Source organism: Halomicrobium sp. HArcel3 (assembly GCF_058933135.1).
Map to the genome: position 1 here is coordinate 239,782 of NZ_JBZYDN010000001.1, position 16,914 is coordinate 256,695.

Consider the following 16,914-nt stretch of genomic DNA (forward strand, 5'->3'; position numbering starts at 1 on the left):
AACGTTTCTAGCCGTACCACACCTTCAAAAGGGGTGTCCCGCACAGGTTTACATGTTCCCCGGGTGTTCCAATCCTGTATATGCTGGGATGGTTGTGATCAGTAATCGATCTGGTCATGCGGCGGGGCTCGAACTTCATCGGTTGGTGCCGGGACCCATGGAATGGTAATCAAATGAGCCGACCCTTCACTCGACACTACACCTCAACGGGTGAGTCCATCGTCTATATCTTTCTGTATCGGGCAGGGTCGGCAATCTACAGTATCCTCTACACAATCTTGTTCGACGGGGTTGCCACACTCGCAAAATTCACTGTGGGTGTACTCAGCGACCTCTGGCATTCAGACTACCACTACGGACGATATACCCTTGGGTTGCTTCTATCCGGTCTCAGGCTTGGCATCTCAGTGCTCATTGCCGTCGCTATCTTTCTCAAGGAGATCATAGAGCGATTATTTTTCAAGAAATAGGCGTCTCCCGCTTCCTACTTACGAAGTTGGGAATTCTTGAGATGCCAACCAAATACCTACAAAATTTGCTGGGAGAAAGGATTCGAACTGTTTAGGTCATAGTCCCGGGCGGATTCGAACCGCCGTCATAGGCTCCAAAGGCCCATATGATTGGCCACTACACCACGGGACTGCACTCTGTTGGTTCCCCTTGATTCCTTAATAGCGTTACCTTCTACCGGAACAGACCGTCGAAACGCCTCCTGATGGGAGAGGCGGTGTCGCTCGTGACCCCATCATATTCTTCCTAAATCGCAGTAAGGCGGCGTTACCGGGACGGAAGACCTATAACATACCTTCGGAAACGAGTACCAATGATCGCGACGGCAGTTCTCGCTGGACTCGGAATTCTCCTCTCGGTCATTGGTGGCGTACTCGTCCACGAACTGCTCCACGTGCTCGTCTTGCGGTCCGGAGGCGTGCGATGTTCGCTCGTACTCCGGCGGGTCCGTGGCGAACAGGGCGGTTTCCAGACGCTCGTCTCCGGGTCGTGGGCGTCGGTCGAGATGGAATCGATCCCGGATGACTGCTCCAACTGGCGACTGCGTGGCGCGTCGATGGCTCCATTCGCGATGCTGGTCCCCGTCGGCGCGTACGCGTGGGCGGTGACGAGTGGACAGGTGACGGGCACGCTCTTCGGGTCGATGGTCGTCATCGGCTGGATGGCGTGTGCGCTGCCGAGCCCTGCTGACTTCTCCGTGGTCTGGCACACAGACGAGGCGAGAGCACTGGTCGACGAAAGCGCCTGACCACTGCCGACGGCGAAAAGACCAGCCGTTCAGTCGGACGCTTCGAGTTCGGGTTCCAGCAGGCCACAGACGTCTTCCTCGGCGTTGAAGCAGTCCGGGCACTGGGGTTCGCGGTCGATGATGGTGTCCAGTCGATCGGCGACGGTCTCGTCGATGACGCCCTCCAGCTGTTTGGCCTCCTCGCGGAACTCCTCGACTTCGAGCACCTCGACGAGGAATCGCTGGATGATGCAGTAGTTCTGGAGCGAGAGCCGGGCCCGTCGGATCCCCTCGTCGGTGAGGTCGACGCCCTTGTACTTCTCGTGGTCGAGCAACTCCTGGGACTCGAGCTTGCCGATCATCTCGTTGGCGCTGGCGGGGCTCACCTCCAGCAGGTCGGCGACGTCGCCGGTCGAGGCGGGACCGTCTTCCTGCTCCTGGACGAGGTAGATCGCTTTGAGATACTGATCAGCTGTATTCATGCGAATCCCTCCGGGTGAGCGTGAGCTCGAAAGTCGAGCGGAGCGAGTCTTTCGGTGTTCATGCGAGGAGCCTCCGTGCTCCGAGAGTGTGCTCGATAGTCGCGTAGCGTCTATCGGTGTTCATTCTATTCTCGCGCCTCCATCAGTCGCGTCACTTCCTCGACGCCGTCGGCCTCCTCGTCGCGGATCGACTGGAGGGTGTCGACGAGCCTGTTGCGGTCGATGCTGAACTCCGTGTTCGACGCCGCGATGGCACCGATGAGGTCGTCGTAGAACTTGTAGGCGGTCTCCTCGTTGCAGAGCTGGTCGTAGAGGACGCCGTCGAAGTCGTCGTCGGCCTCGTACTGGGCTTCGACGAGGCGCTTTATCTCCTCGAAGGGCACCGTGTCGGCGTCCATGTCGTCGATGAGCGCCTCGAGTCGGTCGCGGTGCTCCGCGGACTCCTCGGCGGCGTGCTCGAACAGGTCGACGACCTCGTCGTCCAGGTCCGCCGCCGTCACCTGTGCGTGTTTGTCGGCGCGAGCCTCGACGACCTCCTCCAGCACGACGCCGATCTGCAGGAGTCGGGCCAGTTGATGGTCGGAGCCGATGGGTCGCTGGAGGCTCACGCGAACCACCTTCCGGGACGTTCGTCGGCCGGTACTGTCATGGTGAGTTTTCGGGGAGGTGGCGACTTAAGCGATTCCCTCCGCGCGGCTGTCACTCCAGCCCTCGCCGGTCGTATCTAACGCGTTCCGCGATCAGGCCCCAGAGAAATCGAGTTATCCGAAAGAGGACCCAGAAGACGACAGCCCAGAAGACGAGCATCACCAGCGCAGTGACGACGAGAATGAGAGCGAGAAGTAGATCGTTCGCACCCGCGTCGGGGAGCCCCATCTGCCCTGCTGGTCGGTGGCGTGCAGCAAGTAGCCGGACAGCGAGCGCCCGAGAAAACATGAGTCGAGGAGCGATTGGTTACTCGACCAGACGCTCGACGATGAGGTCGTCCAGATCCTCGCGGAGTTCGTCGACGGCGACCTCTTCGAGGACGGGGACGAAGAAGCCCTCGACGAGCATGTTCCGGGCGAGTTCGGGGTGCACGCCGCGCGAGGTCATGTAGAACAGGTCCTCCTCGTCGACCTGTCCGACCGTCGCGGAGTGGCTCGCTTCGGTGTCGTGGTTGTTGATGATCAGCTTCGGGGACGCGTCGGCCTCGCTATCCTCGGAGAGCATCAGCGTGTTCTCGCGCTGGTAGGAGTTCGTGTCCCAGGCCTCGCGGCCGACGTCCTGGACGCCTTCGTACACCGAGCGGGCGGCGTCGTCGAGGACACCACGCGTCACGAGGTCGGCCGTCGTGTGCTCGGCCTCGTGCCAGACGCGGGAGGCCAGATCGAAGTGCTGGTCCTCGTGGCCGAAGAAGGCGCCGACGATCTTCGACTCCGAGGAGTCACCGAGCAGTCGCGTCTCGACGTTCGTCTTCGTCAGTCGGGAGCCGATGTTGCCCTCGATCCAGTCGATGCTGGCGTACGTGTCTGCGTGGCCGCGCTTGACCTGGAAGTTGTAGCTGTCCTCGGCCAGGTTCTGGAGCGTGCCGTACTGGACGTGGGCGTTCTCGCCGGCGACGGCCTCGACGACGCCGGAGTAGTACTGCTCGCCGTCGACGTTCGTCCCGGTGCGCTGGCGCTCCAGGATGGTGACCGAGGAGGACTCCTCGGCGACGACGAGGGTGTAGTTGAACAGCGACCGGCTGTTCATCGTCGTCCGGATCTTGACGTCCTCGGCGGCGACGCCCTCGGGGACGTAGACCACGGTCCCGGCGGCGAACAGCGCCGTCGAGAGCGCTGTGAGGTAGTCCCGCTGCGGGTCGACGACGCTGCCGAAGTGCTCCTCGACGAGGTCGCCGTGCTCCTCGAGCGCGTCGGCCCAGGAGAGCACGTCGACGCCCTCGGCGTCCACGCGGTCCTTCTCCTGTTCCCACTCGAGGGGGTCGACGAGCGTCTCGTAGTCGAGCGCGTCAAGGTTCGTCCAGTCGCGACCGGGCGTCCGGATGACCTTCGGCATGTCGAGGTCCTCGAGCGCCGCGAGGGCGTCGAGGCGGGTCTCGAGCAGCCAGTCGGGCTCGTCAAGCTCCTCGGAAATCTGTCGTACCTGCTCCTCCGTGAGGTTGGCTGTTAGCTGCGTGCTCATGGTAGATCCGGGGAGTTACCCGAGGCTTCCCTCCATCTCGAGTTCGATGAGGCGGTTGAGTTCGACGGCGTACTCGATGGGCAGTTCCTCCGTGATGGGCTCGATGAAGCCGGCGACGATCATCTGCTTGGCGTCGTCGTCGTCCAGGCCGCGGGACTGGAGGTAGAAGACGTCCTCGTCGCCGATCTTGCCGACGGTCGCCTCGTGGGCGACGTCGACCTTGTTCTCCTGGATCTCCATGTACGGCATCGTGTCCGAGGTGGACTCGTTGTCGAACATCAGCGCGTCACATTCGACGGACGTCGAGGAGTTCTCGGCGCCGTCGGAGATGTGGACCAGGCCGCGGTAGTTCGTGCGGCCGCCGTCCTTGCTGATGGACTTGGACTCGATGGTCGACTTCGTGTCGGGCGCGTTGTGGTACACCTTCGCGCCGGTGTCGATGTTCTGACCCTCGCCGGCGAACGCGATGGTGATGTGGTTGTCCGTCGCGCCGGGGCCCTTGAGGATCGTCGCGGGGTAGAGCATGGTGGCCTTCGAGCCCATGGAGCCCGATACCCACTCCATCGTGCCCTCTTCCTCGACGATGGCGCGCTTGGTGTTGAGGTTGTACGTGTTCTTCGACCAGTTCTGCACGGTCGAGTACTGGACGTGGGCGTTGTCGCGGACGAACACTTCCACGCAACCGCTGTGGAGGTTGAACGCGGAGTACTTCGGCGCGGAACAGCCCTCGATGTAGTGGACCTCGGAGTTCTCCTCGGCGACGATGAGCGTGTGTTCGAACTGGCCCATCCCCTCGGAGTTCATGCGGAAGTACGCCTGGACCGGCATGTCGACCGTGGTGTCCTCGGGGACGTAGACGAACGAGCCGCCGGACCAGATGGCGCCGTGGAGCGCCGCGAACTTGTTGTCGCTCGGGGGGACGCACTTCGTCATGAAGTGCTCCTTGACGAGGTCGGGGTGCTCCTGGACGGCCTTGTCCATGTCCATGAAGATGACGCCCTTCTCCTCCCAGCGCTCCTGCATGTTCTGGTAGACGATCTCGGACTCGTACTGGGCGCCGACGCCCGAGAGGGCGTTCTTCTCGGCCTCCGGGATGCCCAGCTTGTCGAAGGTGTCCTGGATCTCTTCGGGGAGGTCCTCCCAGTTCTCGGCCCCGCCGCGGGTCTCGATGTCGGGCCGGATGTAGGGGACGATCTCGTTGAGGTCGACCTCCGAGAGGTCCGGCTGGCCGGGCCAGTCGGTCGGCATCGGCATTTCCTGGAACTGTGCGAGTGCGCGGAGACGTCGCTCGAGCATCCACTCGGGCTCGTCCTTGTCCTCGGAGATGAGGCGGACGGTCTCCTCGGTGAGGCCTTTGTCGGTCTCGAAGGCGGACTTCTCCTCCTTCTTGAACTCGAAGCGGGCCTCGGTGTCCGTTTCTTTGAGTTGGTCTTGATCTGAGCTCATGGTTGTTGTCTGCGGCTTGGGTGTGTGCGGTTAAGGGACTTGTGCCCGGACTGGTGGATCGGCGTCACGCGGCTTCGTACACTTCTTCGCGGACCCAGTCGTACCCCTTGTCTTCGAGTTCCTCGGCGAGGCTGGCGTCGCCGGATTTGGCGATTTCGCCGTCGATCATCACGTGGACGTGGTCCGGTTCGACGTAGTCGAGGATGCGCTGGTAGTGGGTGATCTGGAGGACGCCGGTGCCCTGCTCGTCACGCAGCGCGTTGATACCGTCGGAGACGTCCTGCAGGCGGTCGATGTCCAGCCCGGAGTCGATCTCGTCGAGGACTGCGACCGAGGGCTCGAGGATAGCGGCCTGGAGGACCTCGTTCTGCTTCTTCTCACCGCCGGAGAAGCCCGCGTTGAGGTAGCGGTTGGCGAACTTCTCGTCCATGTCGAGCTGTTCCATCTTCTCCTTGAGAAGCTGCTGGAACTCGGCGACGCCGACCTCGCCTTCGTCGACGTCACCTTCCATCGGGGAGGTGTCGTAGCCGACGTCCTCCTCTTCCTCGTCGGCTTCGGCCTCGTCGTCGTCCTCGAAAAGCTCGTCGCGCTCTTCGAGCTTGGCGTTGAGCGCCGTCCGGAGGAAGTTCACCATCGTGACGCCCTCGATCTCTGCGGGGTACTGGAAGCCGAGGAAGACGCCGAGCGCGGCGCGTTCGTTGGGCTCCAGGTCGAGCAGGTTCCAGGTGCGCTTGTCCTCGGGGATGTCGAAGTCGTCGCCGAACTCGTCGTCCTCGAGGTGGATGAGGACCTCGCCGTCGGTCACGTCGTAGGCCGGGTGGCCCGCGATGATCTTCGCCGTCGTCGACTTGCCCGAGCCGTTGGGACCCATCAGCGCGTGGATCTCTCCGGACTCGACTTCGAGGTCGACGCCGCGAAGGATGGTCTCACCGTCCTCTTCAGCGACTTCCGCGTGTAGATTGTTGATTTCGAGTACTGCCATAGTAGATGCTTAGGTCACCCGAAACCTAGAGAGAGACGCTGATAATAGTTTCGAGTTTTCCCGGCCCACTTTTCCGAATCGAAAACACAATTTCTCCCGACGAAAAATTCTACACCACGTCGTTCGAGCCCGTTTGTGGAAACGCACACCAGATTTCGATAGAGCCCCGGTTTCTAGATTTATACTATCTGTCGAACGGGCACTATTTCACTGGTACCACTTGTCTCTCTGTGGTAGCTCTGATTTCGGTGGAATCACTGTTCTCGCGCGCGCAGACCAGTCTCTCGACCAGGTGATGGTCCCGACAGTTTCGCTGTGAACGGGCGTGGACGATTCGGCCCGATAATACAGCGTAAGAAACTATTAAATAATGTCCGGGTCATCCAAAGATAGTGCCAGACAGGACCGATACGGACAGGGGGGAGTCGGTGACAGAGGGGCTGTCCGGTGGTCGGGGGAGGTCGTCCGGCGGTGTGTCGCGCCGCGCCGCGCTCGGACTCGGTGGTCTCCTCGCCACCGGCGGCCTGCTCGGGACGGGTCTCGTCACGTCGGGAGCCACCAGTTCGCGAACACTCGACGGGAATCTCGACTGCAACGGCTACGACCTCGGCGAAGTCGGCGCGATCCAGGGAAGGGTCGCGGACGGCCAGCGCCTGGAATCGCTCGTCGGCCGGAACCTCTCCGTCGCCGACGGACGACTTCAGGCGGCTGTCGGCGAAGTCGACGACGACGTCGCGGCGCGTCTGGACGACGCACTCACTCGCCTGGAGGTCGTTAGCGGCACGGCGAATACCTGGCGTGCGGGCCCCGTGCTACCCTCCGGCGACTACCACCTCACCAACGAGTTCGGGTTACTCATCGAGACGGACCGACCTGCCTACCTCGGCGAGTGTACCATCGACGCAGACTCCGCCGGCCGGTTCAGCCCGGCGCTGTACGAGTACGACCCGGAGGCGGACGGGCTCGGCGCACAGGTGGAGGCGATGACCGTCCAGGCGACGGGTGGGCGTCAGACCATCTACCTCGACTTCCTCCTCGACGAGCCCGGTCAGTACCTGTTGACGCGCCTCTTGCCCCGTGAAGCGCCGGACAACCCGAACGCGCCGGCCACCCTCTACAGACCCTCGGACGACGCGGTCGAACTCCGACGCGTGGAGGGATACGGCCAGTTCGAGGACGACTCCCGGAACGGCGTCACGTTCCGGGGCGGGTACAGCCCGTCGGCGACGGACGGCCCGGTCGACTACTACTACTACTTCTTCGACCTCGAGGTGTCCTCGGCGCGCTCGTGAGGAAGACGATGCAGGCACCGACCGACCGACCCGATGCCGGAGGGGGCCGATGACGGACGCCACGCTCGAGGAGAGCGTCGAGCGGATCGAACGATCCCTCGCGGCCTACCGCCGGTATCGACGCCGACGGCGGAACCCACAGCTGGTCACCGAGCGGAACGACTCGAACGACGTGGACCGGTCGACCGAGATGCTCATGCCGGACACCAAGTGGGCGACGCCGCTGCACGAAATCGACGCGGCGAGGGACGGGCCGACGGCGTTCGTCGTCGCGGGCCAGCACGGCATCGAGCCAGCCGGCTGGAAGGCCGCCGAGTTGCTCGTCGAGATGACGCCCGAGGCCGGGACGCTCGTCGTCGTTCCGCGCGCCGACCAGACCGCTATCGAGGCCGGCGTCTACAGCGGCGACGAGGGGAGCCTCAACGACCACTGGCGCGTCGGCCGCGAGCCGACCATCGAGATCGCGAGCGTCATCTGGGACCGGTTCGAGTCCTACCAGCCTGACATCGCCTTCGACCTCCACAGCTCACAGGGGATCTACAAATCAGGCATCGACGACGGCTTCGGACAGGCGCTCTACCCGACGCCCGGTCGAGCGCGTGACGTCGCGGACGCGGTGGTCGATACCCTCAACGAGGAGTTCGTCACCGACTGGCCGGACCACTACGACTACATCATCGGGAACCTGCAGAGCGGCTGGGGTACCTTCTTCAGCCACAAGGTCGGGGGCCAGTACGACGGCGACTGCCTGCTGTGTGAGCCGACCCGCCGAACCACAGAGGACGGGCGACACCCGACCGAGGCCCAGCGTATCAGGTGGAACCTGGCCTCGGCCGTGCTCGCGCTCGACCACTACGGGATGACGTTCGACGAATCGATCTGAGGACGACCGACTTCGACCGCTCGCTCCCCTCGTTCCCCCTCGTTGCTGTTCCTCTCGTTCCCGTTACTCGCCGTGCGTGGGGGAGACCGGTCGGACGTCGTCGGGCGCCGTCTCGCAGTCGATCCACTCGACGTCGAACGACCCCGAGTACTCGAAGACGAGGCCGACGACCGGGTTCGTCACGCGGACGGCGATCCGATAGCTATCGGCCGCCTCGTCGTACCACTCGTGGACGTTGGCCGTCGCCGAGAGGACGAGCGGGAAGTCGATTCCCGCCCCGAACGCGTACAGGCGCTGGGCGCCGGTCGTGAGTTCGACTCCGCTCTCGTCGCTGACGCCCACGTCGACGTCGACCGCGAGGTGGTGGCGCTTCCCCAGGTAGTCGACGATACGGTCGCGCTCCTCGCTGTAGATCATCGCCGCGTCGAAGTGGCGCTCTCTGGGCAACTGGAACGTCCGGAGCCAGGTGACCGTCTCCCGTCCGTAGGCGTCCTCGTACGCGTAGTTCCGGATGGTGAACGGGACTGCAGTGTTCTCCTCCGGAAACATGGTGTGCATCGTCGCCCCGACGGCGAGGAACGGGAGGGTGTACAGTCCGCCGTTGCGGACGTACTCCATCGTCCCGTGGCCGATGGCCGCCACGCCGTCCTCGCTCGTGAACCCGAACCGTCGCTGCATCTTCGGGTGGAGGTCGTCGAACTCGTCGCCGAGCGCGCGCTGGTAGATGGATCTCACGATAGTTCACTCTCCGTGCGGTCGCTGATACAGCGACGGGCACTCGGAAGTTCCTCGCCGGCGGCGTAGCCGATGGCCGCGAGCGCGAGCATCGCGACGCCCAGCGGAACCGACGAGAGGGGATGGGCGAGCAGGCCCGGGTTCGCGACGAGGCCGCCGCCCACGAGTGCGACGGTGAGCAGCGCAGACGCGGGAAACACCCCCCGTCGGTGCCACGCCACGAGGAGCAACAGGCCGAACCCCACCTCCGCCGCGCCGAGAGCCAGAATCGTCCCGTCGACGGGAAGCCCTGTCGGTAGCAACGCAGCGGAGAGCTCCCGCTCGACGGGATGGGGTCCGAGTAGCTTCGGAACCAGCCCCTGGTACACCCAGACCGCGGCGAGCGAGAGCCGTGCCACGGCGTGGACGACCGCCTGCCGCATCGACGCCTCGGGCGAGACGTCTGATTCGAGCCACAGACGGAGCCGGTCGAAGCTCCACGCTGTCGCCCAGACCATCAGCGGTCGGAAGACGTATCGGTCGAAAACGTTGCCGGGACGGCCGAAACGCGTGTCGTAGTTGTAGGCGGTGAGGAACCGGACGCCGCCGTCCTCGGGGAGGTACTTCCAGTACCCGTTCCCCTCGCTGATCAGCGACTTCGGGTCGTCGGACCAGAACCGGAGTGCGGAGGTTCGCTCCCCTCCATCTGCCCGTTCGCCCGTCGACTCGCCACCACCGGAGACGCCGATGCCGAAGCCGATTCTCGTCTCGTAGTCGAACTGCTGTGGTTCGCTCTCGTCGGGCCGCGGCAGGTAATCGATGTCGGTGAACCGGAGGTCCCACCGCTCGTGCTGGTCCGGTTCCTGCGTCGCCCCCCACAGGTCCTCCACGTCTGCGTCCACCCACGTCTCGATGTACAGTTCCGTCCCACTCATCTACCAGTTTCTCCACGTACTCCCAAATAAACGCGGGGGCCACGAGTGACGCTTCGACCGAACGCTATCCCCAGCCAGGGCTCATTCACTACATTGCTCTCAGAAGTTCCGTCCCACCACCGGGAGGGGAACCTTTTGAGTCAGGTGAACTGTCCGAGGCCGGTCTGTTCCTGGCCGGACTTCACTTCGTTCCAGGAGATGTCGAGCGCTTCGAGGATCCGGGCGATGGGGCCCTTGAGCGTCTTGTCGAGCATCTTCTCCCAGTCGACCTCGAACTCGTCAGGCACCTGGTCGGCGAACTCGTAGCAGATGACGTCCTGGTCGCGGCGGAACTCGTTGAACAGGTCCTCGGCGCCGGCCGGAATCTCGTCTTCGATCCGCTGGAAGAAGTCGTCGTGGACCCGGTCGAGGTAGACGCGCTTGGGTTTGGAGCCCCGCTGGAAGTTGGTACCGAGCATGAGATTCGCGTACTTGGCGCCCCGAACCTGGGCCGTGTCGGTGTCGTAGTTGTCCAGGCGTTTGCCGATGCCGCCCGGGATGCCCACGTCGTCCAGGTCGACGTTGCCGGCCTGGTAGTCCTCGATGACCTCGTGGACGTAGTCCTTGATGGCCTCGCGGTCCTCGCCGTGGACGATCATGTCGATGACCTCCTTCTGGACGCGCTTGGTGATCGGCGAGATGTCCGAGCGCTGGTACTCGAAGCCGGTGATGTCGATGTCGTCGACGTCCTTGCCCTCCTTCCAGACGATGTGGCCGGCGTAGCGTTTCTTCTTGCCCGCCTGGAAAAACCGCCGGTAGAGCTTCTCGAACTCGATCTGGAAGCGGTGGTTCTCGGCGTTCAGCTCCTCGCGGGCGAACTCGTCGTAGGCCCCGTTGATGTGGTCCTCTATCTCGAAGGACTGCTCGATGGCCTCCTCGACGGAGACGTCGTTGCCGAGCGAGAGCATGACGCTGTCGGTGTTGTGGAGGACGACCCCGCCGACGGCATCGACGAAGTTCTCGTTCTCAGCGACGCTGAGGTCGTACACGTACCCGTCGTGTTCGACGTCCGTGACAACCGGGTCGCGGCCCGTACGATAGTAATCGCAGGTACGGATCGTATAGCTCTCCTTCTCGTCGCGGTACTTGAGGGAGTGCTTTTCCTCACGTTGCGTGAGTAACATCGAGAGGCCAGCGGCGAGTTCCCTGCTCGTCGTCTCGAAGTCGAAGTTACGTTCACAGTACGCGTCGTTGTAGCGAGGGAACTCTCTGGACCCGTCACCTTCGACGAGGACATCGAGGAACAGTTGCTGTTTCTCTTCGGGGAGATTAAACACGAATCCGGGGATGCGCTTTCCCCGAGAGCCCTGGCCGGCGAACTCCCGAAAGAAGACCGCCGAGAGTTCGTTCATCATCTGGAGTTTCTTGGTCTGGTCGTCGTAGGTGATCGACGTTTCTACGTCCTGGGTAGCGTACTTTACAGTACGTTCGTCCTTGCTGTCCGAGGAAATGATGCAAGTCGTGCAATTCTCGAAGAGACGGTCATAATCCTCTTTTAGCCCGGCGAGCCACTCGCGGCGTGACTCGGAGATACTCGCTCCAAACTTGTTTTCCGAGGTCTCGGCAGTTGAGGAGCTTCCTTCGGTCACGTACGCAGCGAGCAGTCGAAGCAGCGCCTCACCGTCTTCGGAGTCGATATTTATGAATCGCTGTACTTTGATCGTCGATTCTAGATTGCCGTGATGCCCGTGGCCGAACCAGACGAACTCGTCATCGGCATGTACTCGATTGACCTTGGTTTCCGCGTTCTCCGAACCGACGCTCCGTCCGTCCTTGTAAGATCGGGTGTACCCGTCGAGAACATCGTAGACGTCTATTGTTTCGACGGTTTCCACGTCCGGAACGCCTGGTATCCGTAGTGGTTCGTCCACCTTGTCAGGTTTCGATTCGACGTACTCGCCATCCTCCTCAACGACGAACGAATGATCTCGCGTCGTCGTCGATTCCCCCAACTTGTGCTGGAGTTTCACTACCGGCTTGTCAGTTTCGTGGCGGATCACCTGATCGATCGGTTGCCACTCGGATTCGCCGTCGTCAGCGAGTGATAGCGCTTCCCACCCGTCGAGTTGTCGCCGGTCCTTACCGGGCGACGCGCTCGCTGCCGTCCCGCCGTCCACGGCAATTACGATTTCCCGTTCCGACTCTGGCATCGCACGTTCGAACAGTTCCTCGATCGGACGGATCTGGACGATGCCGTCTGGATCTCGAACCACTATCGGGCGGCCGCCGGTTACGCTGTCACCGTAGGCCACGTCGTAGCCGATGTCGTTGGCGGCCTGCTCGGTGAACTGGATGACGTCGCGGCCCGTCGCCGTGACGGCGGCGCCCATCTCCTTGTCGTAGAGGCGGAACCGATCCCACCCCAGTACGCCGTACAACGAGTTCATGATGACCTTCACGGCGGCCTGCTGGCGGTCGTACCGGCCGTAGGCGTCCGAATCGGGGTCGTGGTCGTTGCGCAGCGACTTCTTCTCCTCGCGCTCGCTCAGCAACTCGTCGACCATCGACCGGATGACGCCGTCCGGTTCCTTGCGGAAGTGGGTGCCGTTGGGCGCTCGGTAGGTGTGCTCCTGGAACGCTTCCTCGCTGTCGTACTCGGCGGGAGTGACTTTGGTCTCCGGGCTCGCGTTCGTCGTCACCATACACATCGGGTACAGCGACTTCAGGTCGAGCACGGTGACGTTCTCGCGGACGCCCGTGATCGGTTCGAAGACGGCGCCGCCCTCGTACTCCTCGCCCTCCTGCTGGCCCTTCGAGGGGAGCGCGTAGTTCCCGTGGAGCTTGTGGAGGACGTACATGTCCACCGCGTCGCCGGGCGTCGTCGCGTCCTCGATCTTACAGCCGACGAACTGGCGAACCTCGTCCCAGAAGGGGATGATCCCCTGCTCGCGGTCCAGTTCCACACAGAGTTCGACGTCGCGGAGGTTGTACTCCAGCAGGCGCTCGGGATCCTCTTCCCAGAGGTCGCCGATGTCGCCCTTGTACCGCTCCTTCCCGACGCCAAGTTCCACTTCGCCGACGGCGTCCAGCCGGTAGGAGTCGAGTTCGCTGAACTGCGTGCGCTGGTAGGCGTACAGCAGGTCGAAGACGACGCGCCCCTTCACGTTCGGGCCCTGCCAGTTCGAGCGCCACACCTCGTCGATGCGGGAGAGTCGATCCGAGTTCAGGTCGTAGTCGTGGTTGTAGTCCTGGAGTTCCTCCAGCCGATCGAGGAAGTATGGCGCGTCGAAGTCGTCGAAGTTCCACCCGGTGAGGATGTCCGGGTCGGTCTCGTCGACGTAGTCGAGGAACGCTTCGAGCATCGCCTCCTCCCGCTCGAAGATGCGGACGTCGGCGTCGAAATCACCACTTATCGGCTCGTACCGTTCGAGCGCTTCCGGCCCGGCCACGTTGTCCGGGTCCTCGTAGAGCCAGACGACGTACTCGTCGTCGTAGGAGTCGTGGCTGGTGAGGCAGATGATGGTCTCCTCGCCGTCTTCGGGGAAGCCGTGGCGGTCGTCGACCTCGATGTCGAACGTGTTGACCCGTGGGTCCGCCTGGACCGCCGCGGGTTCGATCTCGGCGTGGTGAACGCGTAAGGAACCGTCGTCTTCCTCGCGGGCGGGCACGCGGACGCCGCCCGTGATGGCCTTGTCGATGAGGAGCCGGTTGGGGAAGAGGATGTCCGCCTCGTAGTGGTCGAACTCGTCGCGGATCTGGCCGACGTCGCGGGGCGTCTGGCCGAATATCTTCACCAGCCGTTCCCCGCGGATGGACTCGTACGGTTCGCCTTCTTCGTCGAACTCTTCCCAGCCGGTGATCCGGTCGTACTGGCGGAGTCGGTCGTCGGAGACGGAGTCGACCGGGGCGTAGAAGTACGGTCTGAAGTCGTAGACCCGGGCGTGGACCGCATCGTTCTCACTCGTCCGGCCGAAGACGTGGACGACGGGGTACTCGTCGTCACCGTTCCCTTCGATGGTGTAGTCGACCTGGGTCACGACGAACTCCTCGTGGCCGTCGACGTCGGGGAACAGGTGCTCGCTCGCGTCGACGACGTCGGCCGTCGACCCGCCGTTGCCGGCGATGGCTTCGGCCTCCGCCGTCGCGTCCCGCTCTCCGCCGTCCCCGTCGTTCGTGGCGAACGCATCGAGGCCTTGCTGGCCCTCGTCGGTCATGTTGAGACGACCTTTGCGACGCCCGGTAAAAACTACGGCGGTCCGGTCGCTCGAACGTCGTCGGGGACAGTGACTGAATGTGCGTCGGTCGCTGGGCCGAACTAGCGTCTGTCCTGCGTGTCGCCGGCCGTCCGCTGACGAAACCATATCTCGCCAATGAACGATGTTAAAAGGTTGCTAAGGCCGCTGTGGCGGCCAAACACTGTGTCCAGGCCGCCGTGGTTAGGACGTAACTAGCAGACGCTTTGCTATTATTTGAACGATTATGGCAGATTAAGTAATGGCCACCACACTGAGCTGAATGGATATTCATGCCAGACGAACAGACAGGGTTCGAGAGCAGGCGGCGAACGTTCCTGAAATCGGTCGGAGCGCTGGGGGTCACGGCGGTCGGTAGTTCGGTGGCCACGGCGCAGGAGTCGTCGGACTCGCTCGGCGACTACCACCAGTCGCTCCGAGACGACCTCACGGGTCGCGGGGGGAACAGGACGCTTCCGGCAGGAGAGTACGTCTACGGCACGACAGAGGAAGCGGCACTCGAAGCCTTTTCGCTCGAAGGCGACGGCGAGGAGTCGACGATCTCGGTCGACACCGACGCCGTCCCGATTACGACCGCGGAACGCCTGGAGATCTCCGGATTCCCAGGTCAGCCCTACGAGGTATCGTACAAGGGGCTCATCGAGGACGGTTCGTTCAGCGAGGGTGACCTCCTCCTGGCCGTCGCGTACGTCCGGAGCGACTCCGAGCACGCCCAGGCGAAGGCGTCGTTCAAGTACGAGTACACCGACTCGGACGGGAACACGGCCCACAGCGACAGTTTCGTCCAGCGGGGTGCGGAGATCGACCCGACGGGCGAGTGGCTGCGCTACTTCTTCCCCATCGAGGTGGGCGCGCAACCCGACGGGTCGGACCACGTCCCGTTCCTCGAGTTCTGGACGGGCTACGGCGAGCAGACCATCGACTTCGGCGGGATGGCGCTGATCGACTACAGCGACGACGACGTCGACCTGGGGACGCTGCCGCCCTACGACTACGAGGGCCGGTCGCCCGACGCCGAGTGGCGCGAGGAGGCTCACGAGCGCATCGAGGAGCATCGGAAAACCGACGTCGAGGTCGAGGTCCTCGGGCCCGGCGGCCAGTCGATGAACCGCGCCGGTGTCGAGGTCGAGATGCAGGAACACGAGTTCGACTTCGGCAGCGCCGTCTCCGTCAACCACATCACCGGCGACGGCGAGGACGACGAGACGTACCGGGAAACCTTCCTCGAGTACTTCAACAAGGCCGTCGTCGAGAACGGGCTGAAGTACCCGGCCTGGGAGGGAGGCTGGGACATGTCCCAGGACGACATCCGGTCGACGCTCGACTGGCTCGACGAGCGTGACGTCCCGACCCGCGGCCACTACCTCCTGTGGGAGGAGTACACCACCGACGGCGGCGGTGGCATGTACATCGAGAACGCTGACGAACTGTCGACCGACGAGATAGCGGAGCTGATCACCGAGAAGATCACGAATCACGCGAACGAGTTCGAGGACGGCGTCGCCGAGTGGGACATGCACAACCACCCCATCTGGCAGAGCAACTTCCGCGATACGGAGGGGCTCGGCTGGGAGGCGGTCGACCGCTGGTGGCAGGCCGCGAACGAGGCCACGGACGACGAACTGTACACCAACGAGATGGGCGCCATCGGCGGTGCGTGGCAGCGGAGCCAGTACCTCGACTACGTCGAGCACCTGGTCGACAACGACTATCCGATCGACGGGATCGGATTCATGGGCCACCACCAGCAGCAGTGGAACCAGATGCTCCCCATCACCGGGGACCGGAGCATGGAAGAGGGCTTCGACGCGTTCGCGGACTTCGATCTGCCGCTCCTCATCACCGAGTTCGACATCGAAATCTTCAGTCGCCGCAACGCCCAGGACGTCGCGGTCCAGGCCGACTACACGCGTGACTTCCTCACGATGGCGTTCAGCAAGGAGGCCGTCGAGGGCGTCATGTCCTGGGGCTTCTGGGAGGAGGACCACTGGCGGCCGACCGGCGCCTACTTCGACTCCGACTGGACGCTGCGTGAGAACGGCGAAGTCTACAGGAATCTGGTGTTCGACGAGTGGTGGACCCACGAACGTGGCTGGACCGACCACGACGGCGTCTACGAGACGCGCGGGTTCAAAGGCGACTACGTGGTCAGGGCCCGGAAGGGCGGACTGACTGGCGAGACGACCGTGACAGTCGACGACGAGACGGAGACGGTGACGGTCGAACTCTCCCCGGACGACGAAGAGTCGGACGACGACGTGGAGTGCGGACCAGGCCGGGACGACGAGAGGGGGAAGGGCCCTGGCTGGAAGGGGAAGAACGGAAACGGGCACGGAAAGGGGAACCACGGGAACAGGCACGGCTGGAAGGAGAACGACGACGGCGAGCACACCTGGCACGGGAAGAACGCCAGCGAGTGGAACGAGACCGCCCACGACTGGCCGGAGAAGAACGCGAGCCAGTGGGGCGAATCTGACGAGCACGACTGGAACGAGACGATGCGGGAGTGGTTCAACGAGACGGGGGACCGCGGCGACTGACCGAA

Annotated in this window: 13 protein-coding genes and 1 tRNA gene; 4 read left to right on the forward strand and 10 right to left on the reverse strand. The window is 63.3% G+C overall.

What is annotated here, in order from left to right:
• Positions 1-569: 569 nt before the first annotated feature.
• A tRNA-Gln gene (locus AC5FRV_RS01220) sits at positions 570-642 on the reverse strand.
• 181 nt (positions 643-823) lie between these two features.
• Here AC5FRV_RS01220 and AC5FRV_RS01225 point away from each other — a divergent pair.
• Complete coding sequence (locus AC5FRV_RS01225; RefSeq protein ID WP_493559304.1) at positions 824-1,258, forward strand: hypothetical protein; 435 nt, start codon at positions 824-826, stop codon at positions 1,256-1,258.
• Between the two features lie 29 nt (positions 1,259-1,287).
• On the opposite strand, the gene AC5FRV_RS01230 is transcribed toward AC5FRV_RS01225, so the two are convergent.
• The 6 genes from AC5FRV_RS01230 to AC5FRV_RS01255 form a co-directional block, all read right to left on the reverse strand.
• Entirely contained in the window at positions 1,288-1,719 is a 432-nt protein-coding gene (locus tag AC5FRV_RS01230) for a metal-dependent transcriptional regulator (RefSeq protein WP_493559305.1), read from the reverse strand.
• A gap of 125 nt (positions 1,720-1,844) precedes the next feature.
• Positions 1,845-2,327: a ferritin-like domain-containing protein gene (locus AC5FRV_RS01235; protein WP_493559306.1), complete on the reverse strand. Its 483-nt coding sequence runs from the start codon at positions 2,325-2,327 to the stop codon at positions 1,845-1,847.
• A 91-nt stretch (positions 2,328-2,418) separates the two neighbouring features.
• Positions 2,419-2,595 (reverse strand): hypothetical protein, encoded by a 177-nt coding sequence (locus AC5FRV_RS01240; protein WP_493559307.1) that lies wholly within the window; start codon positions 2,593-2,595, stop codon positions 2,419-2,421.
• A gap of 78 nt (positions 2,596-2,673) precedes the next feature.
• Positions 2,674-3,885 carry a Fe-S cluster assembly protein SufD gene (sufD, locus tag AC5FRV_RS01245; RefSeq protein ID WP_493559308.1) on the reverse strand — a complete coding sequence of 404 codons (1,212 nt, stop codon included), beginning with the start codon at positions 3,883-3,885 and terminating at the stop codon, positions 2,674-2,676.
• A gap of 15 nt (positions 3,886-3,900) precedes the next feature.
• Positions 3,901-5,331 (reverse strand): Fe-S cluster assembly protein SufB, encoded by a 1,431-nt coding sequence (gene sufB / locus AC5FRV_RS01250; RefSeq protein WP_493559309.1) that lies wholly within the window; start codon positions 5,329-5,331, stop codon positions 3,901-3,903.
• Positions 5,332-5,395: 64 nt separating this feature from the next.
• Positions 5,396-6,313 carry an ABC transporter ATP-binding protein gene (locus AC5FRV_RS01255; RefSeq protein ID WP_493559310.1) on the reverse strand — a complete coding sequence of 306 codons (918 nt, stop codon included), beginning with the start codon at positions 6,311-6,313 and terminating at the stop codon, positions 5,396-5,398.
• 392 nt (positions 6,314-6,705) lie between these two features.
• Between AC5FRV_RS01255 and AC5FRV_RS01260 the strand changes: the two genes are divergently transcribed.
• Both AC5FRV_RS01260 and AC5FRV_RS01265 read left to right on the forward strand, forming a co-directional pair.
• Complete coding sequence (locus AC5FRV_RS01260; protein WP_493559311.1) at positions 6,706-7,605, forward strand: hypothetical protein; 900 nt, start codon at positions 6,706-6,708, stop codon at positions 7,603-7,605.
• A gap of 49 nt (positions 7,606-7,654) precedes the next feature.
• Positions 7,655-8,488 (forward strand): M14 family metallopeptidase, encoded by an 834-nt coding sequence (locus AC5FRV_RS01265; RefSeq protein WP_493559312.1) that lies wholly within the window; start codon positions 7,655-7,657, stop codon positions 8,486-8,488.
• Between the two features lie 63 nt (positions 8,489-8,551).
• On the opposite strand, the gene AC5FRV_RS01270 is transcribed toward AC5FRV_RS01265, so the two are convergent.
• From AC5FRV_RS01270 to AC5FRV_RS01280, 3 genes are all read right to left on the reverse strand, one after another.
• The gene (locus AC5FRV_RS01270) at positions 8,552-9,223 is read right to left on the reverse strand and encodes a DUF4166 domain-containing protein (protein ID WP_493559313.1); all 672 of its coding nucleotides are present in this window, start codon (positions 9,221-9,223) and stop codon (positions 8,552-8,554) included.
• Positions 9,220-10,137 (reverse strand): DoxX-like family protein, encoded by a 918-nt coding sequence (locus tag AC5FRV_RS01275; RefSeq protein WP_493559314.1) that lies wholly within the window; start codon positions 10,135-10,137, stop codon positions 9,220-9,222. Before AC5FRV_RS01275 ends, AC5FRV_RS01270 begins: the two co-directional genes overlap by 4 nt.
• 140 nt (positions 10,138-10,277) lie before the next feature.
• Positions 10,278-14,330 carry a DNA polymerase domain-containing protein gene (locus AC5FRV_RS01280; protein ID WP_493559315.1) on the reverse strand — a complete coding sequence of 1,351 codons (4,053 nt, stop codon included), beginning with the start codon at positions 14,328-14,330 and terminating at the stop codon, positions 10,278-10,280.
• Positions 14,331-14,641: 311 nt separating this feature from the next.
• Here AC5FRV_RS01280 and AC5FRV_RS01285 point away from each other — a divergent pair, with 311 nt between their 5' ends.
• Entirely contained in the window at positions 14,642-16,909 is a 2,268-nt protein-coding gene (locus AC5FRV_RS01285) for an endo-1,4-beta-xylanase (RefSeq protein WP_493559316.1), read from the forward strand.
• The last annotated feature ends 5 nt before the right edge of the window (positions 16,910-16,914 follow it).